This is a genomic window from Streptomyces beijiangensis, assembly GCF_017315755.1.
Classification (GTDB): Bacteria; Actinomycetota; Actinomycetes; order Streptomycetales; family Streptomycetaceae; genus Streptomyces; species Streptomyces beijiangensis.
Map to the genome: position 1 here is coordinate 1 of NZ_JAFLRJ010000244.1, position 23,346 is coordinate 23,346.

The 23,346-nt window shown below is 67.6% G+C and carries 18 protein-coding genes; 12 read left to right on the forward strand and 6 right to left on the reverse strand.

The features are described from left to right. Positions 1-28: 28 nt before the first annotated feature. The 5 genes from J0695_RS24415 to J0695_RS24435 form a co-directional block, all read right to left on the reverse strand. A complete protein-coding gene (locus J0695_RS24415) occupies positions 29-820 on the reverse strand; it encodes a succinate dehydrogenase/fumarate reductase iron-sulfur subunit (protein WP_206965042.1) in 792 nt (263 codons plus the stop codon). Beyond that, entirely contained in the window at positions 817-2,772 is a 1,956-nt protein-coding gene (locus J0695_RS24420; RefSeq protein ID WP_206965044.1) for a fumarate reductase/succinate dehydrogenase flavoprotein subunit, read from the reverse strand. The genes J0695_RS24415 and J0695_RS24420 overlap by 4 nt, the downstream gene beginning before the upstream one ends. A 16-nt stretch (positions 2,773-2,788) precedes the next feature. Beyond that, entirely contained in the window at positions 2,789-3,607 is an 819-nt protein-coding gene (gene sdhC / locus J0695_RS24425; RefSeq protein ID WP_206965046.1) for a succinate dehydrogenase subunit SdhC, read from the reverse strand. A 17-nt stretch (positions 3,608-3,624) separates the two neighbouring features. After that, entirely contained in the window at positions 3,625-3,912 is a 288-nt protein-coding gene (locus J0695_RS24430; protein ID WP_206965048.1) for an Rv0250c family protein, read from the reverse strand. Between the two features lie 250 nt (positions 3,913-4,162). Continuing rightward, on the reverse strand, positions 4,163-4,690 hold the full coding sequence (locus J0695_RS24435) for a protease inhibitor I42 family protein (protein WP_206965057.1): 528 nt from the start codon (positions 4,688-4,690) through the stop codon (positions 4,163-4,165). A gap of 243 nt (positions 4,691-4,933) precedes the next feature. Between J0695_RS24435 and J0695_RS24440 the strand changes: the two genes are divergently transcribed. From J0695_RS24440 to J0695_RS24495, 12 genes are all read left to right on the forward strand, one after another. Beyond that, positions 4,934-6,997: an ABC transporter family substrate-binding protein gene (locus J0695_RS24440; protein WP_206965059.1), complete on the forward strand. Its 2,064-nt coding sequence runs from the start codon at positions 4,934-4,936 to the stop codon at positions 6,995-6,997. 305 nt (positions 6,998-7,302) lie between these two features. Continuing rightward, entirely contained in the window at positions 7,303-9,174 is a 1,872-nt protein-coding gene (gene typA, locus J0695_RS24445; protein WP_206965068.1) for a translational GTPase TypA, read from the forward strand. A gap of 751 nt (positions 9,175-9,925) precedes the next feature. After that, positions 9,926-10,954 (forward strand): ABC transporter permease, encoded by a 1,029-nt coding sequence (locus tag J0695_RS24450; RefSeq protein WP_206965070.1) that lies wholly within the window; start codon positions 9,926-9,928, stop codon positions 10,952-10,954. 103 nt (positions 10,955-11,057) lie between these two features. Continuing rightward, positions 11,058-12,857 (forward strand): ABC transporter substrate-binding protein, encoded by a 1,800-nt coding sequence (locus J0695_RS24455; RefSeq protein ID WP_206965074.1) that lies wholly within the window; start codon positions 11,058-11,060, stop codon positions 12,855-12,857. A gap of 111 nt (positions 12,858-12,968) precedes the next feature. Next, positions 12,969-13,946 carry an ABC transporter permease gene (locus J0695_RS24460; RefSeq protein ID WP_206965076.1) on the forward strand — a complete coding sequence of 326 codons (978 nt, stop codon included), beginning with the start codon at positions 12,969-12,971 and terminating at the stop codon, positions 13,944-13,946. Positions 13,947-13,956: 10 nt separating this feature from the next. Continuing rightward, the gene (locus tag J0695_RS24465; protein ID WP_206965078.1) at positions 13,957-15,021 is read left to right on the forward strand and encodes an ABC transporter ATP-binding protein; all 1,065 of its coding nucleotides are present in this window, start codon (positions 13,957-13,959) and stop codon (positions 15,019-15,021) included. A 24-nt stretch (positions 15,022-15,045) separates the two neighbouring features. Beyond that, a complete protein-coding gene (locus J0695_RS24470) occupies positions 15,046-16,176 on the forward strand; it encodes an ABC transporter ATP-binding protein (protein WP_206965080.1) in 1,131 nt (376 codons plus the stop codon). A 156-nt stretch (positions 16,177-16,332) separates the two neighbouring features. Beyond that, complete coding sequence (locus J0695_RS24475; protein ID WP_206965090.1) at positions 16,333-17,961, forward strand: peptide ABC transporter substrate-binding protein; 1,629 nt, start codon at positions 16,333-16,335, stop codon at positions 17,959-17,961. A gap of 79 nt (positions 17,962-18,040) precedes the next feature. Beyond that, on the forward strand, positions 18,041-18,964 hold the full coding sequence (locus tag J0695_RS24480) for an ABC transporter permease (RefSeq protein WP_206965092.1): 924 nt from the start codon (positions 18,041-18,043) through the stop codon (positions 18,962-18,964). Next, a complete protein-coding gene (locus J0695_RS24485; protein WP_206965101.1) occupies positions 18,957-19,931 on the forward strand; it encodes an ABC transporter permease in 975 nt (324 codons plus the stop codon). Before J0695_RS24480 ends, J0695_RS24485 begins: the two co-directional genes overlap by 8 nt. 13 nt (positions 19,932-19,944) lie before the next feature. Continuing rightward, positions 19,945-20,922 (forward strand): ABC transporter ATP-binding protein, encoded by a 978-nt coding sequence (locus J0695_RS24490; protein ID WP_206965110.1) that lies wholly within the window; start codon positions 19,945-19,947, stop codon positions 20,920-20,922. Continuing rightward, on the forward strand, positions 20,912-22,039 hold the full coding sequence (locus tag J0695_RS24495; RefSeq protein ID WP_206965111.1) for an ABC transporter ATP-binding protein: 1,128 nt from the start codon (positions 20,912-20,914) through the stop codon (positions 22,037-22,039). The genes J0695_RS24490 and J0695_RS24495 overlap by 11 nt, the downstream gene beginning before the upstream one ends. Before the next feature lie 79 nt (positions 22,040-22,118). On the opposite strand, the gene J0695_RS24500 is transcribed toward J0695_RS24495, so the two are convergent. Beyond that, positions 22,119-23,255, reverse strand: a complete 1,137-nt coding sequence (locus tag J0695_RS24500; protein ID WP_206965114.1) for an ABC transporter ATP-binding protein — start codon at positions 23,253-23,255, stop codon at positions 22,119-22,121. Positions 23,256-23,346: the final 91 nt, after the last annotated feature.

The following is a 23,346-nucleotide window of genomic DNA, read 5'->3' on the forward strand; positions in this document are numbered from 1 at the left end:
ACCCGCAACCGGCCCGCGCCCCCCACCCCTACGGAGTGCGCCGCCGCCCGATCTTGTTCCCGAGCCAGACCAGCGGGTCGTACTTCCGGTCCACGGCCCGTTCCTTCAGCGGGATCAGCGCATTGTCGGTGATCTTGATGTTCTCGGGGCAGACCTCCGTGCAGCACTTGGTGATGTTGCAGTACCCGAGCCCGTGCTCCTCCTGCGCGGTCCGCTTCCTGTCGAGTCCGGCCTCGCCCGCCGCGTCCAGCGGATGCATGTCCAGCTCGGCGATGCGCATCAGGAAGCGCGGCCCGGCGAAGGCGGCCTTGTTCTCCTCGTGGTCGCGCACCACATGGCAGGTGTCCTGGCACAGGAAGCACTCGATGCACTTGCGGAACTCCTGCGACCGCTCCACATCCACCTGTTGCATCCGGTACTCACCGGCCGCCACCCCCTCGGGGGGTACGAAGGCGGGGATCTCCCGGGCCTTCGTGTAGTTGAACCCGACGTCCGTCACCAGGTCCCGTACGACCGGAAAGGCCCGCAGCGGCGTGACCGTGATGACGTCGGTCCGCTCGAAGGTGGACATCCGCGTCATGCACATCAGCCGCGGCCGTCCGTTGACCTCCGCACTGCACGAACCGCACTTGCCCGCCTTGCAGTTCCAGCGCACCGCCAGATCGGAGGCCTGGGTCGCCTGCAGCCGGTGGATGATGTCGAGGACGACCTCGCCTTCGTTCACCTCGACTTTGAAGTCCTGCAGATCGCCCCCGTCCGCATCGCCCCGCCACACCCGGAAATCAGCTACGTAGTTATTGGATGCAGTTGAAGTGCTCACTCGTACAGCTCCTCTTCGGCGAGGTACTTGACCAGCTCCTCCTTCTCGAAGAGAGCGAGGAGGTCGGGACGGATGGGCACGGTCGTCTTCCGTACGAGTTCGATCTGCGCGAGCACCGGATCGATGACCGCGAGATCCCCGGCCGGGTCGGCCAGCTGGCAGAGCAGATTGACCGGACGCCAGTCGCGGTCCATCGCGGGGAAGTCCTCGCGGGTGTGGCCGCCCCGGCTCTCGGTCCGCTCCAGCGCGGCCCGCGCGACGCACTCGCTGACCAGCAGCATGTTCCGCAGGTCGAGCGCCAGGTGCCAGCCGGGGTTGAACTGCCGGTGCCCCTCCACGCCCGCCCGCCGGGCCCGTACGCGCAGTTCGGCGAGTTTCTCCAGCGCCTGCCGCATCTCGGCCTCGCGCCGGATGATGCCGACGAGGTCGTTCATCGTCTGCTGGAGTTCCTGGTGAAGGGTGTACGGGTTCTCCGCGACGACCCCCTCGGACGACGCGCCCGCCTCGGGCTCCTCCGCGCTGAAGGGCCGCAGCGCCTCTGCCGCCGCCGCGTCGATCTGCGCCTCGTCCACCGGCGGCCGCAGGCCGTCCCCGGTCAGCGCGGCCGCGTACGTCGCCGCGTGCAGTCCCGCCCGGCGCCCGAACACCAGCAGGTCGGAGAGCGAGTTCCCGCCAAGACGGTTCGAGCCGTGCATCCCGCCCGCGACCTCCCCGGCGGCGTAGAGACCCGGTACGGCGATCGCCGCCGCGGTGTCGGAGTCGACGGCGATGCCCCCCATCACGTAGTGGCAGGTGGGCCCGACCTCCATGGCCTCCGCCGTGATGTCCACGTCCGCCAGTTCCTTGAACTGGTGGTACATGGACGGCAGTCGGCGCCGGATCCGCTCGGCCGGCATCCGTGTGGAGACGTCCAGGAAGACTCCGCCGTGCGGCGATCCGCGGCCCTCCTTCACCTCGGAGTTGATCGCCCGCGCGACCTCGTCCCTGGGCAGCAGCTCAGGGGGGCGCCGGTTGTTGTCCGGGTCGTCGTACCAGCGGTCGCCCTCCTCCTCGGACTCCGCGTACTTCTCCTTGAAGACATCGGGGATGTACTCGAACATGAAGCGCTTGCCCTCGGAGTTGCGCAGCACGCCCCCGTCGCCCCGCACGGACTCCGTGACGAGGATCCCCTTCACCGAGGGCGGCCAGACCATCCCCGTCGGGTGGAACTGCACGAACTCCATGTTGAGCAGCGGGGCGCCCGCGAGGAGCGCCAGCGCATGTCCGTCCCCCGTGTACTCCCACGAGTTGGACGTCACCTTGAAGGATTTTCCGATGCCGCCGGTCGCCAGCACCACACTCGGCGCCTCCAGGACGAAGAACCGCCCCGACTCGCGCTCGTAGCAGAAGGTCCCGGAGACGCGGCCGCCGTCGTCCTTCAACACCCGGGTGACCGTGCACTCCTGAAAGATCTTCAGGCGTGCCTCGTAGTCCCCGAACTCCTTCTTGTCCTCCTGCTGGAGCGCCACGATCTTCTGCTGGAGGGTCCGGATCAGTTCGAGACCGGTGCGGTCGCCGACATGGGCGAGCCGTGGGTACTCGTGCCCCCCGAAGTTGCGCTGGGAGATCCGCCCGTCCGCCGTACGGTCGAAGAGCGCGCCCCAGGTCTCCAGCTCCCAGACCCGGTCGGGCGCTTCCTGCGCGTGCAGCTCCGCCATGCGCCACTGGTTGAGGAACTTTCCGCCGCGCAGGGTGTCTCTGAAGTGCACCTGCCAGCTGTCACGGGAGTTCACATTGCCCATGGACGCGGCGATCCCGCCCTCGGCCATGACGGTGTGCGCCTTGCCGAAGAGCGATTTGCAGATGACGGCGGTACGGGCGCCCTGCTCCCGCGCCTCGATCGCCGCCCGCAGCCCTGCGCCGCCCGCGCCGACCACGACGACGTCCCACTCCTGCCGGTCGAGCTGAGTCATCGAGAAGGCCCCATCTTTAAAAGAAGCGCGGATCGTCGAAAACGCCGGAAGCGACGAGATACACGTAGAAGTCTGCGAGTCCCACACTGATCAACGAAGCCCAGGCGAGCTGCATATGACGGCCGTTCAGCTTGCCCACCCAGCCCCACAGCCGGTATCGCACCGGGTGTTTGGAGAAGTGCCGCAGCCGCCCGCCGATGATGTGCCGGCAGGAGTGGCAGGAGACGGTGTACGCCCAGATCAGCGCGATGTTCACCAGGAACACCAGGCTTCCGAGACCCATGTGCCCCCACCGGTAGTGCTCGTCGCGGAAGGAGAGCACGGTGTCGTACGTGAGGATCCCCGCGACGAGCAGCGCCGCGTAGAAGAAGTACCGGTGCAGGTTCTGCAGGATCAGCGGGAACCGGGTCTCGCCGCTGTACGTCTTGTGCGGCTCGGCGACCGCGCAGGCCGGGGGAGAGGCCCAGAAGCCCCGGTAGTAGGCCTTGCGGTAGTAGTAGCAGGTCAGCCGGAAGCCCAGCGGGAAGACCAGGATCAGCAGCGCGGGGGAGAGGCCCCACCAGCTGCCGAACAGGTCCCAGTTGGGGCCGTGCCGCATGGGGACGCAGTTGTCCGCCAGACAGGGTGAGTAGAACGGCGAGACGTAGGGCGCCGCGTAGTAGTCGCTGTTGGCGAAGGCCCGCCAGGTCGAGTAGACGATGAAGGCGAGCAGCCCGGCCGCGGTGACGGCGGGCGAGAGCCACCAGCGGTCCGTGCGCAGATGGCGGGGGGCGATCGCGGCGCGCGACGGGTCGTGCACGCCGGTGAGCGGTTGGGGTTCCGTACCTGTGGCCAACGAGGACTCCAGAGACGTCAGGGTGCGTGCCGGTCGCGCGCGCCGAGACCCTCGTCGTCCGAGTCCGTCCACAGCGCCGTGTCGTAGGGGGTGTCGCTGATGGTGATGAGCTCGACCCCGTCCCGGGCCCGGTCCCGCGGCACGGAGTCGCGCAGCAGCGCCAGGGACTCGCGGAGATGGGCCGCGTCGGTGCGTACGCGACGGATCTCCAGGCCGCCGCCGACCTGCTGCTCGAGCCGCCCGACCGAACGCGCCAGATCGTCGAGACAGTGCTGGACTGCCGTCAAATCGTCCTGCAGGGACATGACTTGCCTCACTTCCGCGGTGCGGATGGCAACGGTCGCGCGTCGGAGAGTGTCGCGCGTCACATCCCCACTTGTGAAGGGACGTGCACGGATTCCGGTAGCGCGGAACGACGCACGCCCCCTCGGAGCCTCATGGGAACCCCTGGGAAATGCGGGTGGTTGCCGCGCCGGCCGCCAGTCGCAGCGCCATGACGGCGGCGACGGCCTCCAGCCGGCGCGCGCAGCTGTCCTCGACGTCCGGGGTTGCCGGTCAGCTGACGGTGATGGTGTACGTGATGAGGCGGGAGGGCCGGATGCTGCCCGGGGCGGTGCCGGGGGGCGGGGCCGCCGGCGTGCTGCCCTTGCAGGCGTTGACGGGGCAGTGGCGCAGGACGACCTTGGTGGCTCCGGCGGCGACCGCGTGGAAACGGTAGTGGCGCGTCCCGCCAGCTCCCGGCACGGGCGTCCCTCCCGTGTCGGAGACGTAGTCGGTGCCCCGGGCGCGGAGTACGGCGCGGTCCGGCCCGGGGTCCACCACGTACCAGGCCTCGCCGAGCGAGGCGTTGTAGGCGACGGTCAGGGAGAAGTCGTCTCCCGCGGCCACAGCGACGCTGGTCCGGCCGGTGGGGTACGAGGCGGGGGCGGCGTCCTTCGGCGTACCGGAACCGCAGCCGGCGAGGAGCACGGCCAGGGCCGTGGAGGTCAGCGGGGCGGTCAGGCGGCGGGCCGTGGCAGGGGTCATCACGGTGCGTGGGCGCTGTAGGTCGCGCCGCACTCCGTAGCCCTGCCGGCCTGTCATGCGCCCCTCCGCACCGTGACGGTTTCTTACATGGACATGACGCCCGCCGGGGTGGGCCGGTTCCCGCCGGGCGCGCCGCGCTGGGCCGCATGGGTGGGGTCCGCGCGTCCCCACGCCCCGCCTCCCGCCATTTCTCCCGCTGGTCCTCTTCAGTGAATAGGCAATACGTGTGATCAGCTGCAAATGCCACCAAAAGAGCAGAATCCGGTCTATTTCGGTACCCGCCCCTCGGAGGTTCCAGCCATGTCCAGAGCGAAGTGCACCCTCCCTCTAACGCTCCTCACCACCGGTGTACTCGCACTGGCCGGCTGCGGTGCGAGCAACGACGCCGACTCCGTCCCGGCCGCCCCGCAGGACGTCGCCCCCGCCGGCCGCGCCCAGCTGGCCGACGGCGGCACCCTGCGCTGGGCCGTCGACGCGATGCCCGAGACGCTCAACGCGTTCCAGGCCGACGCGGACGCCACCACCACGCGCATCACCGGCGCCGTGCTCCCCAGCCTCTTCACCCTCGACGCGAACGGCCGCCCGCAGGCCAACCCGGACTACCTGGAGTCGGCCAAGACCGTCGCCCGCGAGCCCAAGCAGGTCGTCCTCTACCGCCTCAACCAGAAGGCGGTCTGGAGCGACGGCCGCGAGATCGGCGCCCCCGACTTCGTCGCCCAGTGGCATGCGCTCAGCGGCAAGGACTCCTCGTACTGGACCGCGCGCAACGCGGGCTACGACCGGATCGAGAAGATCGAGCGGGGCGCCGACAACCTCGAGGTCAAGGTGACCTTCAACAAGCCGTACGCGGACTGGCGCTCCCTCTTCTCGCCGCTGTACCCGAAGGAGGTCATGGGCTCCCCGGCCGCCTTCAACGACGCCGCCCGCACGGCACTGAAGTCGACCGCGGGCCCGTTCCGGATCAAGGAGGTCGACCGGTCCGCCGGCACCACCACCCTGGTCCGTAACCCGCGCTGGTGGGGCACGCCCGCCAAGCTCGACGCACTCGTGCTGACTGCGGTCCCGCGCGAGAAGCGGACCGCGGCCCTCGCCGCGGGCAGCCTCGACCTCGCCGACGTGGACACCGCCGCAGCCGACCGGATCACCCGCGCCGTCGAGGACAAGAACGCGGGCGTGACCGGCGGGCCCGCCGCCGCCATCACCCCCGCGAGCGCCCTGCGCTCCTGGGCGCTCGCCCACGGCTCCGAGGGCGAGGAGAAGGCCGACGCCGCACGCACGTCCCGCAAGCGGACGCAGGCGGCGATCAAGGTGTACGACACCGAGCAGACGAACCTCCGCGGGTACGCGGTCCGCAAGTCCCTGGAGCCCGCCTACACCCAGCTCGCGCTGAACGGCAGCGCGGGACCGCTCAGCGACGAGCGGGTGCGCCGGGCCGTAGCCCGCGCCCTGAACCGCAAGGAGCTCGCCGCCGACGTCCTGAAGCCGCTGGGTCTGCCAGCCGAGGCACCCGGCAGCCACCTCGCCCTGGCGGGCCAGGAGGCGTACGCCGACAACAGCGACGCCCTCGGCGACCAGGACACCCACGAGGCCCAGGCCCTGCTGGCGGACGCGGGCTGGAAGGAGGGCGGCGCGGTCGCCACGGCCAAGCCGGAGGGCGCCAAGGCAGGCAGCTCGCCGCAGAAGGAGAGCAAGCAGGACGGCAGCAAGGACGACGGCAAGGACGACGGCACGCACACCGACGGCCAGGGCCGCGGGGTCGCGGGGGCGTACGCACCGACCGGCACCCGGGCCCCGGCCGGCGGGGTCCCTTCGACCGTACTGACCAGGAACGGCAAGCCGCTGACCCTGCGCTTCGTGCTCCCCTCGGGCCCCGGTTCCGAGTCGCTGCGCGCCACCGGTGACCGGATCGCCCAGATGCTGGACGCCGTCGGGATCCGTACCGAGGTCACCAAGGTCGCCGACGACAGCTACTTCAAGGACCACATCGCCTCCGGCGACTACGACCTGGCGCTCTACTCGTGGCCCGCGACCGCCTACCCGGCCACCGACGCCCGCCCGATCTACGCCAAGCCCGAGCCCGCCGCCGACGGCTCGCTCACGGTCGAGCAGAACTACACCCGGGTCGGCACCGACCACATCGACCAGCTCTTCGACCAGGCGGTCGGCGAGCTCGACGAGGGGGCGTCCCGCGACCTGGTGGAGCAGGCGGACGCCCGGATCTGGGCTGCTGCAGGATCGATCCCTCTCTACCAGCGCCCGCAGCTGGTGGCCGCCAGGCAGTCGGTCGCCAACGCGGGGGCCTTCGGCTTCCAGACCCCCCGCTACCAGGACATCGGCTTCACGAAGGGCGCGGCGAAGTCCTAGGGCACAAAGTCCTGGTTCGGCCGCTCCGAAGCTCAGATCGGACTCAAAACCCTTGCCCGCCGGCCACCCCGGCGGGCAAGGTCGTCCCCACCTCTTGACCCGAGGGAATCTCCACCCCGGATCGGCCCCAGACCCGCTCCGGACCGGCTCCAGCGCGCTCGATACGGCCGGTAACGATCGCCCGGGAAGCCCCCGGCGCCAGTGCCCCGTACCATGGGACCTAGCCGTGGCGCGTCCGCCCGGCGGGCGTTCTCAGGAATACGAGGCAACGCCGCATCCCACGATCGAGAGAAGCGCTAGCCAGTATGCCCACGCGCCACGACATCCGTAACGTAGCCATCGTCGCCCACGTCGACCACGGCAAGACCACCCTGGTCGACGCCATGCTCAAGCAGGCCGGTGCTTTCGCCGCGCACGCAGCCGAGCACCTCGACGACCGCATGATGGACTCGAACGACCTGGAGCGTGAGAAGGGCATCACGATCCTGGCCAAGAACACGTCGGTCAAGTACCACCCCAAGGATGGCGGAGACGTCATCAACATCAACATCATCGACACCCCCGGCCACGCCGACTTCGGTGGCGAGGTCGAGCGCGGTCTCTCGATGGTGGACGCGGTCGTCCTCCTCGTCGACGCCTCCGAGGGCCCTCTTCCGCAGACCCGCTTCGTGCTCCGCAAGGCGCTGCAGGCCCGGATGCCCGTCATCCTCTGCATCAACAAGACGGACCGCCCGGACTCCCGGATCGACGAGGTCGTCAACGAGACGTACGACCTGTTCCTGGACCTGGACGCGGACGAGGAGCAGATCGAGTTCCCGATCGTCTACGCCTGCGCGCGTGACGGCGTCGCCTCGCTGACCAAGCCGGCCGACGGCACGGTCCCGGCGGACAGCGAGAACCTGGAGCCGTTCTTCAACACGATCCTCTCGCACGTCCCCGCTCCCGAGTACGACGAGGGCGCCCCGCTCCAGGCCCACGTCACCAACCTCGACGCGGACAACTTCCTCGGCCGTATCGCGCTGTGCCGCGTCGAGCAGGGCGAGCTGCACAAGGGCGACACCGTCGCGTGGATCAAGCGCGACGGCACGATGTCCAACGTGCGCATCACCGAGCTGATGATGACCGAGGCGCTCACCCGCAGGCCGGCCGACAAGGCCGGTCCCGGTGACATCTGCGCGGTCGCCGGATTCCCGGACATCATGATCGGCGAGACCCTGGCCGACCCGGCGAACCCGATCGCGCTGCCGCTGATCACGGTCGACGAGCCCGCCATCTCGATGACCATCGGCACCAACACCTCGCCGCTGGTCGGCAAGGGCGGCAAGGGCCACAAGGTCACCGCCCGCCAGGTGAAGGACCGTCTGGACCGCGAGCTCGTCGGTAACGTCTCGCTCCGCGTCCTGGACACCGAGCGCCCGGACGCCTGGGAGGTCCAGGGCCGCGGTGAGCTCGCGCTGGCCATCCTGGTCGAGCAGATGCGCCGCGAGGGCTTCGAGCTGACCGTGGGCAAGCCCGTCGTCGTCACCAAGCAGGTCGACGGGAAGACGTACGAGCCCATCGAGCGCATGACGGTCGACTCCCCTGAGGAGCACCTGGGCGCCATCACGCAGCTCATGGCGACCCGTAAGGGCCGTATGGAGACCATGACGAACCACGGCTCGGGCTGGATCCGCATGGAGTGGATCGTCCCGGCACGTGGCCTCATCGGCTTCCGTACGGAGTTCCTCACGCAGACCCGTGGCACCGGCATCGCGCACTCGATCTTCGAGGGTCACGAGCCGTGGTTCGGCGAGCTGCGCACGCGCCACAACGGCTCGCTGGTGGCGGACCGTTCGGGTTCGGTGACCCCGTTCGCGATGGTCAACCTGCAGGAGCGCGGTGTCATCTTCCTGGAGGCCGGCACCGAGGTCTACGAGGGCATGATCGTCGGTGAGAACTCGCGTGCCGACGACATGGACGTGAACATCACCAAGGAGAAGAAGCTCACCAACATGCGTGCGGCCGCCGCCGACAACACGGAGAACGTGGTCCCGGCGCGCAAGCTCTCCCTGGAGCAGTCCCTGGAGTTCTGCCGCGACGACGAGTGCATCGAGGTGACCCCGGAGACCGTCCGTATCCGTAAGGTCGTCCTGGACCAGAAGGAGCGCGGCCGCACGGCCTCGCGCGCCAAGCGCTGACGTCTCACGCCGCGCTGAAGGCCCGGACCCCGCCACCGATCGGTGGCGGGGTCCGGGCCTTTCGTCAACCGCTTTTCGTGGGCCAACTGTCCGGTTATCGACCGTCGCTCTCCGAAAGCTGTGTTAACAGTCCGTTTCGTGCGTGTCTGTCTCGGATTACTTTGTCCGGATATCGGGTCTACGCGTGTGACTGATGTTGTCAAACCGAGACCCTTTAAGTGTGGTTTACAGCCCGGTCGTACTTAATAGTTGCCTCATTGAGCTCGGGTCAATGGGTCATCCACTTTTGGGGAGTGTCGACTCACGAGCACACTCGGGGCACTTGAGTTTCTTCGCCGTCAGGGGTGTCGGCGAACTTCAGTGCCCCTCTTGCAGACAAGTGGACTCATGAGGAGGAACCCATGTGCGGTGCCACAAGCGCCAAGTGGGATGTCGCGTTCCCGGTGACAGCCGGACGAGTAGAACCGTCCCGCGCCACGGCCCGCACGCCCGGCCCGCACCACAGACTTCTCTGACCGCCGGTCGGTAGCCCGACTCGCGCTTTCCCGGGGTGAGTTCGCCCCTGTCGTAGCTCAACCGCGCAATTTCGGCCGTGGGCTGCCTCTCCGCACGCCCAGGCCTCTCTGTACGCCTCCGGTTCGCGGAGCGGGCGTACGCGCCGCGCGACGGTCGACGGCTCGGCATTTCCGCCCCTCTGGGGGTCGACTCGCCATCCGCCGCCGACCACCAACACCTGTGAAACGGACGAATCATGACGAGTCCACTCGAGATCGAGAGCGTCGAGGCCTCCTCTGCCGTGGAGAGTGCTCCCGGGGCGACGGACAAGCCGGAGCCGAAGAAGCACGAAGGCCGCTCCCCGGGCCAGCTGATGTGGCGTCGCTTCAAGCGCGACCGCACCGGGGTCGTGTCCGCCGTGATCGTGATCGTGTTCTTCGTGGTGGCCGCGCTGGCCCCGCTGATCGCGAAGGTGTACGGCAAGAACCCGTACACCCTGTACGGGCAGGACAATCCCGATCTGCTGGACATGTTCAACATGCCGTCGGGCGGCAACGGCGGTATCTCGTCGGAGTTCTGGTTCGGCATCGAGCCCAACCTCGGCCGTGACGTGTTCACGCAGCTGCTGTACGGGATGCGCACGTCGCTCTACACCGCGCTCATCGCGACCGTCCTCATGGTCGCCATGGGTGTGGTCATTGGTATCGTCGGCGGCTACTTCGGCGGCCGGGTCGACTACTGGCTGGGCCGTTTCACGGACTTCCTCCTCGCGCTGCCGAGCCAGCTCTTCTTCGTGGCCGCGATGCCCGTCATCACCACGGTCTTCGTCGCTCCGGACCGTGAGACCCCGACGTACATCCGTACGCTCGCGATCATCGGCGTGATGTGGTTCCTCGGCTGGATGGGTCTCTCCCGTCTGCTGCGGGCCGTCACCCTCACTCTGCGCGACCGGGAGTTCGTCGAGGCGGCCAAGGTCGCCGGCGCGTCCCCGTGGCGGATCATCCGCAAGGAGCTCCTGCCCAACCTGGTCACCCCGATCCTGGTCCAGGGCACGTACCTCCTCCCCAGCACCATCCTCAACGTGGCCTTCCTCTCGTACGTGGGTGTCGGTTACGTCGAACCCACCCCCGACTGGGGCCGGATGTTCTCCATCGGCTCAGGGATCTACGAGCAGGACCCGATTTACATGCTCTTCCCGGGTGCCGCCATGGTCATTTTCTTCGTGGCGTTCAACCTCCTCGGTGACTCCGTCCGGGATGCCTTCGACCCCAAGACGGGCCGCTGATCTTCCTTTCGAGGGGGGTAGCTGCCACCCGGGCGCCGGCCTTGACCGGATGCGCCAGGCAGCAAACAAGGATCACTACTCACAGGCAGGTGGATTCCACTCCATGAGCATCATTCGTTCGCGCACGGCGCAGGTCGCGGTCGTCGCCGCTACCGCCGGCGCTCTCGCGCTGACCGGTTGCAGCAGCAACTCGAACAGCAACGCCAAGGAAAAGACCAAGACGAAGCAGGACGCCGCGTCGCAGGCCAAGGCTGTCGTCTTCGGGGACGCCGCAGCGTCCACCGGACCGGCTGCCGCGGTCGCCGGTGCCCGCTCCGGCGGCACGGCCACGGTGTACCAGGAGGACGACTTCTCGCACCTGGACCCGGGTCAGATCTACGTCTCCGACGGCGGCCTGCTCTCCAAGCTCCTCTTCCGTGGGCTCACCACGTACAAGGAGGACGCGAAGGGCAACCAGACGGTCGTCGGTGACGTTGCCACCGACTCCGGCAAGATGTCCGACGGCGGCAAGACCTGGACGTACACGCTGAAGAGCGGCGTCAAGGACGAGACCGGCCACGAGATCAACTCGGCCGACATCCGTCACAGCATCGAGCGCCTGTACGCGCCGTTCATCACGGACGGCCCGGTCTACATCCAGCAGTGGCTGTCGGGCGGCGGTACTGCCTACCGCAAGGCCTACGCCGGCCCCTTCAAGGGCAACAAGCACCTGCCGGACTCGGTCCTCGCGACCCCGGACGACAAGACGGTCGTCTTCCACTTCAAGGACGCGCAGCCCGACCTGCCCCAGGCGCTCGCCATGGCCGGTTACTCCATCGTCCCGGAGAAGACGGACACCCAGGCGAAGTACGACACCAAGCCTGTCGCCATCGGCCCGTACAAGATCGCCGAGTACAAGTCGGGCAAGAGCCTGAAGATCGTCCGCAACACCAACTGGGACGAGAAGACGGACGCGACGCGTCACGCGTATGTCGATGGTTTCAACATCGAGTACAACCACGACAAGGACGACCAGACCAAGACCATCCTCGCGGACCGCGGCGAGGCGAAGAACGCCATCATGTTCACCGGTCAGGTGGCCACCAACGAGCTCAAGGACGTCGTTCAGGACCCGGCGGCCATGAAGCGCACGGTCCAGGGCTACGCCCCGTACGTGTGGCAGCTCAACTTCAACATGGACCGCGTCAAGGACAAGCGCGTCCGTGACGCCATCGCCCTGGCGATGCCGTCCACCGCGGTCTACAAGGCCGACGGCGGCGCCTACGGCGGTGAGCCGGCCAGCAGCCTGCTGTCGCCGACGACTCCGGGCTTCGACGCCAGTATCGACCCGTTCAACCGGGGCAAGAAGCCGAACGGTGACATCGCCGCGGCGAAGAAGCTGATCGACGAGGCCGGCGCCAAGGGCATGAAGCTCGTGTACGCCTACGCCAACACCCCGGTCCGTCAGCAGCAGGCCGTCCTGATCGCGGACGCGCTGAACAAGATCGGTCTCGACATCCAGAAGAAGGAGATCGACTCCGCGACCTGGTACGAGCAGATGGGCAAGGTCAAGAACGGTCTTGACCTCTACATGACCGGCTGGGGCCAGGACTGGCCGTCGGGCAACACCGTCATCCCGCCGTCGTTCGACGGGACGCAGATCCAGGACGGTTCGTCCAACTACTCGCACACCAACGACGCTCACGTGAACTCCGAGATCCTGCGGATCCAGAAGATCACGGACGCTGCCGCGGCTGCCAAGGAGTGGGCGAAGCTCAGCCAGTACATCACCGAGAAGATCAACCCGGCCGCGCCGATCTACTACACCAAGGTGTTCCAGATCGCCGGCTCCAACGTCGGTGGCCTGCGCTACTCGACCGTGACCAGCTACACCGACGTCACGCAGATCTTCCTCAAGAAGTAGTTCCGGATTGCCAGTACCGGGGGGTACGCGCGCGGCGGCTCGCGTACCCCCCGGCACCGGTTCCCGACCCCTCCCATCGCCTCACCGCCGTTCTGAGAGCAGCGTTCTGCCATGCTTAGATTCCTCCTTCGCCGGAGCTCCGGCGCGATCCTCATCCTCGTGCTGATCAGCGCCTTCACGTTCTTCATGTTCTTCGCCATCCCACAGGACCCGGCGATGCTCGCGTGCGGCAAGAACTGCAGCCCGGACGCGCTGGCGATCATCCACAAGAACCTTGGACTCGACAAGCCAGTTCTGGTGCAGTACTGGAACTACATGTACGGCATCTTCGCCGGACGCAACTTCGACGTCGGCCACTGCTCGGCCCCCTGCTTCGGAGTCTCCTTCAACAACCAGCAGATGGTCTGGGACACGATCAAGGACCGTTTCCCGCTGACCCTCTCGCTCACCGCCGGCGGCCTCATCGTCTTCCTCACCGGCGGCCTCAGCGCCGGCCTCATCGCCGCCGCCAAGCGCGGCACCTGGCTCGACAAGGTCTTCAGCGGCGTCTCGCTCGTCATGAGCTCGTTCCAGATCTACTTCCTGGGCCCGGTCGTGCTCGGCATCTTCGTCTACAGCACAGGCTGGCTCTCCAAGCCCAAGTACGTGCCGTTCACGGAAGACCTGGCCAAGTGGTTCATGGGCCTGCTGATCCCCTGGCTCGTCATGGCGACCATCTTCACGGCCAACTACACCCGTATCGCCCGCTCTTCGATGATCGAACAGCTCCAGGAGGAGCATGTGCGGGCGGCCCGTGCGAAGGGCATGGGTGCGAGGTACGTCTTCATGCGGTACGCGTGGCGCGGTTCGCTCATCCCGATCGCGACCCTCGTCGGCATGGACATCGCCGCACTGCTCGGCGGAGGCATGGTCACCGAACTCGTCTTCAGCCTCAACGGAATCGGCCGACTGGCGCGCGACTCGGTGGTCGACAAGGACCTTCCGACGCTCATGGGCGTCATGCTCATCAGTGCCGCCTTCATCCTCATCATGAACGTCCTCGTGGACGCGCTGTACGCCGTCATCGACCCGCGCGTGCGGCTGGCCTAGGAGCAATACCGTGACCACACTCACCCAGACCGAGGACGCCAAGGCTCCTACCGGATCCGACGCATTCCTCTCGGTACGCGACCTGCGGGTGCAGTTCTCCACCGAGGACGGCATCGTCAAGGCCGTCGACGGGCTCTCCTTCGACCTGGAGCGGGGCAAGACCCTCGGCATCGTCGGCGAGTCCGGCTCCGGCAAGTCGGTCACCAACCTCTCCATCCTGGGCCTGCACAACCGCAAGGCGACCTCGGTCGAGGGCTCGATGATGCTGGACGGCCAGGAGCTGAACGGCGCCTCCGAGCGGGATCTCGAGCAGCTCCGCGGCAACAAGATGGCGATGATCTTCCAGGACTCGCTGACCGCTCTTTCGCCGTACTACACAGTGGGTCGCCAGATCTCGGAACCCTTCCGCAAGCACACCGGCGCCTCCAAGGGCGAGTCCCGCGCGCGGGCCATCGAGATGCTCGGCAAGGTCGGCATCCCCGACCCGAAGAACCGGGTGGACGACTACCCGCACCAGTTCTCCGGCGGTATGCGCCAGCGCGCGATGATCGCGATGTCGCTGGTCTGCAACCCCGAGCTGCTGATCGCGGACGAGCCGACCACCGCCCTGGACGTCACCGTCCAGGCGCAGATCCTCGACCTGCTCAAGGACCTCCAGCAGGAGTTCGGCTCCGCGATCATCATGATCACCCACGACCTGGGTGTCGTGGCGAACATGGCCGACGACCTGCTCGTGATGTACGCGGGCCGGGCCGTCGAGCGCGGTTCCGTACGCGAGGTGCTCAAGGCCGGCCAGCATCCCTACACCTGGGGTCTGCTCGGGTCCATGCCCCGGCTCTCGGCCGACGTGAACGAGCCGCTGCGCCCGATCCCCGGCTCCCCGCCGTCGCTGCTGAACCCGCCGTCGGGCTGTGCCTTCCACCCGCGCTGCGAGTTCCCCTCGCTGGTCGCGGGCGACGGCAAGTGCAGCACCCTCCGTCCGGAGCTTCCCACCGGGCGCGCGGCCGCCTGCCACCTGACGGCTGAACAGAAGCAGCAGGTGTTCATCGAGACGATCCAGCCCCGGCTGGTCTGACCTACTGCCGACTGGGGCCCGATCATGAGCGACAACAACACCACGACCAAGGCAGCCTCCGTACCGCAGCAGCGGGACGCGGAGACGGCCACCCCGCTGCTCCAGGTCAAGAACCTGGCGAAGCACTTCCCGATCAAGGGCGGCTTCCCGATCCGCAGGACGGTCGGCGCCGTCCAGGCGGTCGACGGGGTCACCTTCGACGTCAACGCGGGCGAGAGCCTCGGCCTCGTCGGCGAGTCGGGCTGCGGCAAGTCGACCACCGGCCGGCTGCTGACCCGGCTGCTCGAGCCGACCGCCGGTTCGGTCACCTACCGCGGGCAGGACATCAGCCACGCGGGCCGCAAGCAGCTGGCGCCGATCAGGTCCGAGATCCAGATGATCTTCCAGGACCCGTACGCGTCGCTGAACCCACGGCAGACCGTCGGCTCGATCATCGCGAGCCCGATGGAGATCAACGGCATCAACCCGTCCGGCGGCCGTGAGGCGCGCGTGCGGGAGCTGCTGGAGATCGTCGGACTCAACCCGGAGCACTACAACCGCTTCCCGCACGAGTTCTCGGGCGGCCAGCGGCAGCGCATCGGGGTGGCCCGCGCCATCGCGCTGGAGCCGAAGCTGATCATCGCCGACGAGCCGGTATCCGCGCTCGACGTGTCGATCCAGGCGCAGGTCGTCAACCTTCTGCAGAAGGTGCAGAAGGAGATGGGGATCGCCTTCGTCTTCATCGCCCACGACCTCGCGATCGTGCGGCACTTCTCGCAGCGTGTCGCGGTGATGTACCTCGGCAAGATCGTCGAGATCGCGGACCGGGACTCGCTCTACCTGCGGCCCCGCCACCCGTACACGCACGCCCTGATGTCGGCGGTCCCCGAGGCCGACATCGACGTGGTGAAGAAGGAGCGCATCCGCCTCGAAGGCGATGTGCCCTCCCCGATCTCGCCGCCGTCCGGCTGCCGCTTCCGCACCCGCTGCTGGAAGGCACAGGACAAGTGCGCCACGGAGGAGCCGCCGCTGGTGCAGATCTCCGGGAACCTGCCGGGCCACCTGACGGCCTGCCACTTCCCGGAGGACCCCACCACGGAGCGCACCCAGGACATCATCCTGGACCCCGCACTCGTCGCGCTGGAGGACGAGCCGGCCGGGGGCGACAAGGCCTGACGCCCCCGCAGTACCGCGGCCCGCCACCGGAGAAGCCCTCCGGTGGCGGGCCGTTCTGCGTGCTCATGAGCCAAATGGGGTCGATAAAGGTGCATCAAGTCTGTTCTGGGGACATATTTGCCCCTAAGTGAGACTTGGGATCTGAGGAGGCACTCCATGCGCGGAGCCACGCACGCCAAGTGGACCGCATGCGCGGTCGTCGTTGCCCTTGCGGCGACGGCCTGCGGTGGCGGGGGAGACAGCGGCAGCGGTGGCAGCGACGGGGTGGTCAGCTCCTCGTGGGGCGATCCGCAGAACCCGCTGGAACCGGCGAACACCAACGAGGTCCAGGGCGGCAAGGTCCTCGACATGGTCTTCCGCGGGCTGAAGCGGTACGACCCGAAGACCGGCGAGGCGAAGGACATGCTCGCCGAGAAGATCGAGACCACGGACTCGACGAACTTCACCATCACCGTCAAGCCCGGCTGGACCTTCTCCAACGGCGAGAAGGTCACCGCCAAGTCGTTCGTGGACGCCTGGAACTACGGCGCCCTGCTGAAGAACAGCCAGAAGAACGCGTACTTCTTCGAGTACATCGACGGCTACGACAAGGTCCACCCGGTGTCCGGCACGGCCAGCGAGCCTTCCCTGTCCGGGCTCAAGGTCACCGGCGACCTGACGTTCACGGTCAAGCTCAACCAGAAGTTCTCGACCTTCCCCGACACCCTGGGCTACGCGGCCTACGCCCCGCTGCCCAAGGCCTTCTTCGACGACCACGCGGCCTGGCTGGCGAAGCCGATCGGGAACGGGCCGTACACCATCGACTCGTACACCAAGGGCTCGAAGATGAGCCTCCGGAAGTGGGCCGACTACCCGGGCGACGACAAGGCGCAGAACGGCGGTGTGGACCTCAAGGTCTACACCGACAACAACACCGCCTACACCGACCTCATCGCCGGCAACCTCGACCTCGTGGACGATGTGCCCGCCTCCCAGCTCAAGAACGTCAAGAGCGACCTGGGCGACCGGTACCTCAACACCCCCGCAGGCATCATCCAGACCCTCGCCTTCCCGTTCTACGACAGCGACTGGAACACGGCGGGCGCGGTCAAGGTCCGCAAGGGCCTCTCGATGGCGATCAACCGTGAGCAGATCACGGACACGATCTTCCAGAAGACCCGCACCCCGGCCACCGACTGGACCTCCCCGGTCCTCGGCGCCGACGGCGGGTTCAAGGAAGGCCTCTGCGGCGACGGCTGCACCTACAACGCGGCCGAGGCGAAGAAGCTGATCACCGAGGGCGGTGGCATCCCCGGCGGCCAGCTGAAGATCGGGTACAACGCGGACACCGGTTCCCACAAGGAGTGGGTCGACGCGGTCTGCAACAGCATCAACAACGCCCTGGGCAACGACAAGGCATGTGTCGGCGACCCGACCGGCACCTTCGCCGACTTCCGCAACAAGATCGGCCAGAACAAGATGACGGGTCCGTTCCGGGCCGGGTGGCAGATGGACTACCCGCTGATCCAGAACTTCCTGCAGCCGCTGTACTACACCAACGCCTCGTCCAACGACGGCAAGTGGTCCAACGCCGAGTTCGACAAGCTCGTCGACCAGGCCAACGCGGAGACGGACAAGGCCAAGGCCGTCTCCCTCTTCCAGCAGGCCGAGGGTGTGCTGCGGGACCAGATGGGCGCCATTCCGCTCTGGTACCAGAACGGCAGCGCCGGCTACTCGACCAAGGTCTCGAACGTCACGCTGAACCCGTTCAGCGTCCCGGTCTACAACGAGATCAAGGTCAACTGACGCCAGAAGGCTGACGGCCCGGCGCGCACCCCGCGCCGGGCCGCACCCCTTCCCACGACCACGACCCCCGGAGCCCTTCATGGGACGTTATGTGATCCGGCGTCTGCTGCAGATGATCCCCGTCTTCTTCGGCGCCACGCTGCTGATCTTCCTGATGGTGAACGTGATGGGCGACCCCATCGCGGGCCTCTGCGGCGACAAGGCCTGCGATCCCGCGACGGCCGCCCAGCTCAGCAAGGAGTACGGCCTCGACAAGCCGGTGTGGCAGCAATACCTGACCTATATGGGCAATGTCTTCACCGGTGACTTCGGCACCGCCTTCAACGGCCAGAAGGTCACCGAGCTGATGGCCAGCGCCTTCCCGGTCACCATTCGCCTGACGATCGTCGCGATCGTCTTCGAGGTCGTCATCGGTATCAGCCTGGGCGTGGTCACGGGGCTGCGGCGCGGCCGGCCGATCGACACCCTGGTGCTCATCCTGACCCTGGTGGTCATCGCGATCCCGACCTTCGTCACCGGTCTGATGCTCCAGCTGGTGCTCGGCGTCCAGTGGAAGATCATCAGTCCGTCGGTCTCCTCGGAGGCCCCCTTCAACGAACTGATCATCCCGGGGCTCGTGCTCGCCTCGGTCTCTCTCGCGTACGTCACCCGGCTGACCAGGACGTCCATCGCGGAGAACGCCCGCGCCGACTATGTACGCACCGCCGTCGCCAAGGGGCTGCCCAGGTTCCGCATCATCACCCGCCACCTGCTGCGCAACTCGCTCATCCCGGTGGTCACCTTCATCGGTACGGACATCGGCGCCCTGATGGGCGGCGCGATCGTCACCGAACGCATCTTCAACATCCACGGCGTCGGCTTCCAGCTCTACCAGGGCATCCTCCGCCAGAGCACCCAGACGGTCGTCGGCTTCGTGACCATCCTGGTGCTGGTCTTCCTCTTGGCGAACCTCATCGTCGACCTTCTGTACGCCGTACTGGACCCGAGGATCCGATATGCCTGAGCCGCAGCCGTACGACCCTGCCATCGCCGGCACCGGAGCCGGTGGCGCGATGGACCTCGCGATCAGCGAGGGCAGCAGCCTGGACGGGGGGCCGGGCGGCCTTCCCAAGGACCCCTCGGAGAAGGCCCGCAGCCTCTGGTCGGACGCCCTGCGCGACCTGCGGCGCAACCCGGTGTTCATCATCTCCGGTCTGATCATTCTCTTCCTGTTGATCATCTCGCTCTGGCCCTCGCTCATCACGAGCGGCAACCCGCTCAAGGCCGACCTCTCCAAGGCCCAGCAGGGCTCGTCGCCGGGCCATCCCTTCGGCTACGACCCGCAGGGCAGGGACGTCTACACCCGGGTCGTCTACGGCACCCGCACCTCCGTGACCGTGGGCGTCTGCGCGACCCTCGGAGTGGCCATCGTCGGCAGCTTCCTGGGCGCGCTCGCGGGGTTCTTCGGCGGCTGGTGGGACTCGATCCTCTCCCGGATCAGCGACATCTTCTTCGGCATCCCCGTAGTCCTCGGCGGCCTGGTCTTCCTCTCCGTCGTCACCGGCTCCACGGTCTGGCCGGTGATCGGCTTCATGATCCTGCTGGGCTGGCCGCAGATCGCCCGTATCGCCCGCGGTTCGGTGATCACGGTCAAGCAGAACGACTTCGTGCAGGCGGCGCGGGCGCTCGGCGCCAGCAACTCGCGCATGATGCTGCGCCATGTCGCCCCGAACGCCGTCGCCCCCGTGATCGTCGTGGCGACCATCGCGCTCGGTACGTACATCTCGCTGGAGGCGACGCTCTCCTACCTCGGCGTCGGGCTCAAGGAGCCGGCCGTCTCGTGGGGCATCGACATCTCCGCGGCCTCCAACTACATGCGCAACGCGCCGCACATGGTGCTCTATCCGGCCGGCGCCCTGGCGCTCACGGTGCTCGCGTTCATCATGCTCGGCGACGCGGTGCGCGACGCCCTCGACCCCAAACTGCGCTGAGGAGCCCGTAGCGATGTTGCTCGAAGTGCGCGATCTGCACGTGGAGTTCCACACCCGCGACGGTGTGGCCAAGGCGGTCAACGGGGTCAACTACTCGGTGGCCGAGGGCGAGACGCTCGCCGTCCTCGGCGAGTCGGGGTCCGGCAAGTCGGTCACCGCGCAGGCGGTCATGGGCATTCTCGACATGCCGCCCGGCAAGATCAGCAGTGGCGAGATCCTCTTCAAGGACCAGGATCTGCTGAAGCTCAAGGGCGAGGAGCGGCGGAAGATCCGGGGCCAGGAGATGGCCATGATCTTCCAGGACGCGCTGTCCTCCCTCAATCCCGTACTGAGTGTGGGCGAGCAGATCGGTGAACTGTTCACCGTCCACCGGGGGATGTCCCGCAAGGACGCCAAGGCCAAGGCCGTCGAGCTGATGGACCGGGTACGGATCCCGGCCGCCAAGGAGCGCGTCGGGCAGTATCCGCACCAGTTCTCCGGCGGTATGCGCCAGCGCATCATGATCGCCATGGCGCTGGCCCTGGAGCCCTCGCTGATCATCGCCGACGAACCGACCACCGCCCTCGACGTCACCGTCCAGGCCCAGGTGATGGACCTCCTCGCCGAGCTCCAGCGCGAGCTCAACATGGGGCTCATCCTGATCACCCACGACCTCGGTGTCGTCGCGGACGTCGCCGACAAGATCGCGGTGATGTACGCGGGCCGGATCGTCGAGACCTCGCCCGTCCACGAGATCTACAAGGCCCCGGCCCACCCGTACACCAAGGGTCTGCTCCAGTCGATCCCGCGCCTGGACCAGAAGGGCCAGGAGCTGTACGCGATCAAGGGTCTGCCGCCGAACCTGCTGCGCATTCCGCCGGGCTGTGCCTTCAACCCCCGCTGCCCGATGGCACAGGACGTCTGCCGCACCGACGTGCCCCCGCTGGCCCAGGTGTCCGAGACGCGCCAGAGCGCCTGCCACTTCTGGAAGGAGACGCTCGATGCACGCTGACCACACGGGGCGCACGGAGGCCGCGGCGGAGGGCGAGGTGGCACGTGAGCTGCTCACCAAGTCCCGCGCCGAGACGGCGTTCGCCGGGCAGGAGCCCATCCTGGAGGTCCGTGACCTCGTCAAGCACTATCCGCTCACCCAGGGCATCCTCATCAAGAAGCAGGTCGGCGCGGTCAAGGCGGTCGACGGGATCTCCTTCGACCTCAGGGCCGGCGAGACCCTCGGCATCGTCGGGGAGTCGGGCTGCGGGAAGTCCACGGTCGCCAGGATGCTGGTCAATCTGGAGCGGCCCACCGCGGGGCAGATCAAGTACAAGGGCGAGGACATCACCACGATGTCCGGGCGTGCTCTCAAGGCGGTACGACGCAATATCCAGATGGTGTTCCAGGACCCGTACACCTCGCTGAACCCGCGGATGACGGTCGGCGACATCATCGGGGAGCCGTACGAGATCCACCCCGAGGTGGCGCCCAAGGGCGACCGGCGCAAGAAGGTCCAGGACCTGCTGGACGTGGTCGGGCTCAACCCGGAGTACATCAACCGCTATCCGCACCAGTTCAGCGGCGGGCAGCGCCAGCGCATCGGCATCGCGCGCGGGCTCGCGCTGCAGCCGGAGATCATCGTGGCCGACGAACCGGTCTCGGCACTTGACGTGTCGGTGCAGGCGCAGGTGGTGAACCTGCTGGACCGGCTGCAGAGCGAGTTCAACCTGAGTTACGTCTTCATCGCGCACGACCTCTCGATCGTGCGGCACATCTCCGACCGCGTCGGCGTGATGTACCTCGGACGGATGGCGGAGATCGGTACCGACATCCAGATCTACGACCACGCGACACACCCCTACACCCAGGCGCTCCTGTCGGCGGTCCCGGTGCCCGACCCCGAGGCGCGGACGAAACGCGACCGGATCATCCTCGCCGGCGATGTGCCCTCGCCGGCCAACCCGCCGTCGGGCTGCCGCTTCCGCACCCGCTGCTGGAAGGCGCAGGAGCGGTGTGCGCTGGAGGTGCCCGAGCTGGCGGTGCCCGCCGTGTTCCGGCTGGAGAGCGGCCCGGCCCATCACGACTCGGCCTGCCACTTCGCGGAGGAGCGGGTCGTGGTGCCGCCGTCCGACTAGGCGTGCAGAGGCCCGTGTCCGTGGTGATCTGGGGTGTACGGACACGGGCCCCTCCGATCGGAGGTCTACCGGACTCGGGTCAATGGGTGTCCGTAGCCTCCTCGATCGCGGCCAGCGCGGGGTCGAGAATCACATCCTCCACCCGGCCCTCGATCGTCGGTTCCTCGGGGAAATGACAGGCCGTCAGGTGCCCCTGGGCGCTGCCATCGATGCGTACCAGCGGTGGTGTGTCCGTGGCGCACTTGTCCTGCGCCTTCCAGCAGCGCGTACGGAACCGGCAGCCCGACGGAGGCATGACCGGCGAAGGCACGTCTCCGGCCAGCCGGATGCGCTCGCGGCCGGAGCCCTCCTCGCCCTCGTCCTCGACATCGGCGTCGGGCACGGCGGAGAGCAGCGCGTGGGTGTACGGGTGGCGGGGGCGCTGGTAGATGGATTCCCGGTCGCCGATCTCCATGATCCGGCCCAGGTACATGACCGCGACCCGCTGGGAGAAGTGGCGGACGATCGCCAGGTCGTGGGCGATGAAGAGGAATGCGATGCCCATGTCCTCCTGGAGCTGCTGGAGCAGGTTGACCACCTGGGCCTGGATGGAGACGTCCAGGGCCGAGACGGGCTCGTCGGCGACGATCAGCTTGGGCTTGAGGGCCAGCGCCCTTGCCACGCCGATGCGCTGGCGCTGACCGCCGGAGAACTCGTGCGGGAAGCGGTTGTAGTGCTCGGGGTTGAGCCCGACCGTCTCCAGCAGTTCGCGTACGCGCTTCTCCCGGCCGCCGGGCGGGGTGATGCCGTTGACCTCCATGGGGTTGGAGATGATGTCGCCGACGGTCTGGCGCGGGTTGAGCGAGGCGAACGGGTCCTGGAAGATCATCTGGATCTCGGACCTGATCGGGGCCAGCTGTTTGCGGGAGGCGTGGGCGATGTCCATGCCCTCGTAGATGATCTTCCCCGCGGTGGGTTCGGCGAGGCGGGTGATCAGGCGTCCCGTGGTGGACTTCCCGCAGCCCGACTCGCCCACCAGGCCCAGGCTCTCGCCCTCGCCGATGGAGAAGTCCACGCCGTCCACGGCGCGTACGTCGTCGATGTGCCGTTTGAAGATGAAGCCGCCGTTGACCGGGAAGTACTTGGTGAGGCCGGAGACCTCCAGCAGGGGTGACCGGTCCCCTCCGTCTTCGTCGCGGGGGGCCGGGACCTTGGTCAGCGCCACATTTTCCGTCATGGTGTTTTCTCGACTCCTGGTCAGCGCAGCCGCGGCTTGATCTGCTCGGTGAAGAAGGTCTGCTTCTGCTCTGCCGTCAGATGGCAGGCGG

Bases quoted from the DNA above. Each gene is read 5' to 3' on its own strand.
- J0695_RS24450 (WP_206965070.1), top strand. From the start codon at position 9,926: ATGACGAGTCCACTCGAGATCGAGAGCGTCGAGGCCTCCTCTGCCGTG.
- J0695_RS24460 (WP_206965076.1), top strand. From the start codon at position 12,969: ATGCTTAGATTCCTCCTTCGCCGGAGCTCCGGCGCGATCCTCATCCTC.
- J0695_RS24475 (WP_206965090.1), top strand. From the start codon at position 16,333: ATGCGCGGAGCCACGCACGCCAAGTGGACCGCATGCGCGGTCGTCGTT.
- J0695_RS24440 (WP_206965059.1), top strand. From the start codon at position 4,934: ATGTCCAGAGCGAAGTGCACCCTCCCTCTAACGCTCCTCACCACCGGT.
- typA (WP_206965068.1), top strand. From the start codon at position 7,303: ATGCCCACGCGCCACGACATCCGTAACGTAGCCATCGTCGCCCACGTC.
- J0695_RS24495 (WP_206965111.1), top strand. From the start codon at position 20,912: ATGCACGCTGACCACACGGGGCGCACGGAGGCCGCGGCGGAGGGCGAG.
- J0695_RS24470 (WP_206965080.1), top strand. From the start codon at position 15,046: ATGAGCGACAACAACACCACGACCAAGGCAGCCTCCGTACCGCAGCAG.
- J0695_RS24435 (WP_206965057.1), bottom strand. From the start codon at position 4,690: ATGACAGGCCGGCAGGGCTACGGAGTGCGGCGCGACCTACAGCGCCCA.
- J0695_RS24485 (WP_206965101.1), top strand. From the start codon at position 18,957: ATGCCTGAGCCGCAGCCGTACGACCCTGCCATCGCCGGCACCGGAGCC.
- J0695_RS24455 (WP_206965074.1), top strand. From the start codon at position 11,058: ATGAGCATCATTCGTTCGCGCACGGCGCAGGTCGCGGTCGTCGCCGCT.
- J0695_RS24490 (WP_206965110.1), top strand. From the start codon at position 19,945: ATGTTGCTCGAAGTGCGCGATCTGCACGTGGAGTTCCACACCCGCGAC.
- J0695_RS24430 (WP_206965048.1), bottom strand. From the start codon at position 3,912: ATGTCCCTGCAGGACGATTTGACGGCAGTCCAGCACTGTCTCGACGAT.
- J0695_RS24500 (WP_206965114.1), bottom strand. From the start codon at position 23,255: ATGACGGAAAATGTGGCGCTGACCAAGGTCCCGGCCCCCCGCGACGAA.
- J0695_RS24480 (WP_206965092.1), top strand. From the start codon at position 18,041: ATGGGACGTTATGTGATCCGGCGTCTGCTGCAGATGATCCCCGTCTTC.
- J0695_RS24420 (WP_206965044.1), bottom strand. From the start codon at position 2,772: ATGACTCAGCTCGACCGGCAGGAGTGGGACGTCGTCGTGGTCGGCGCG.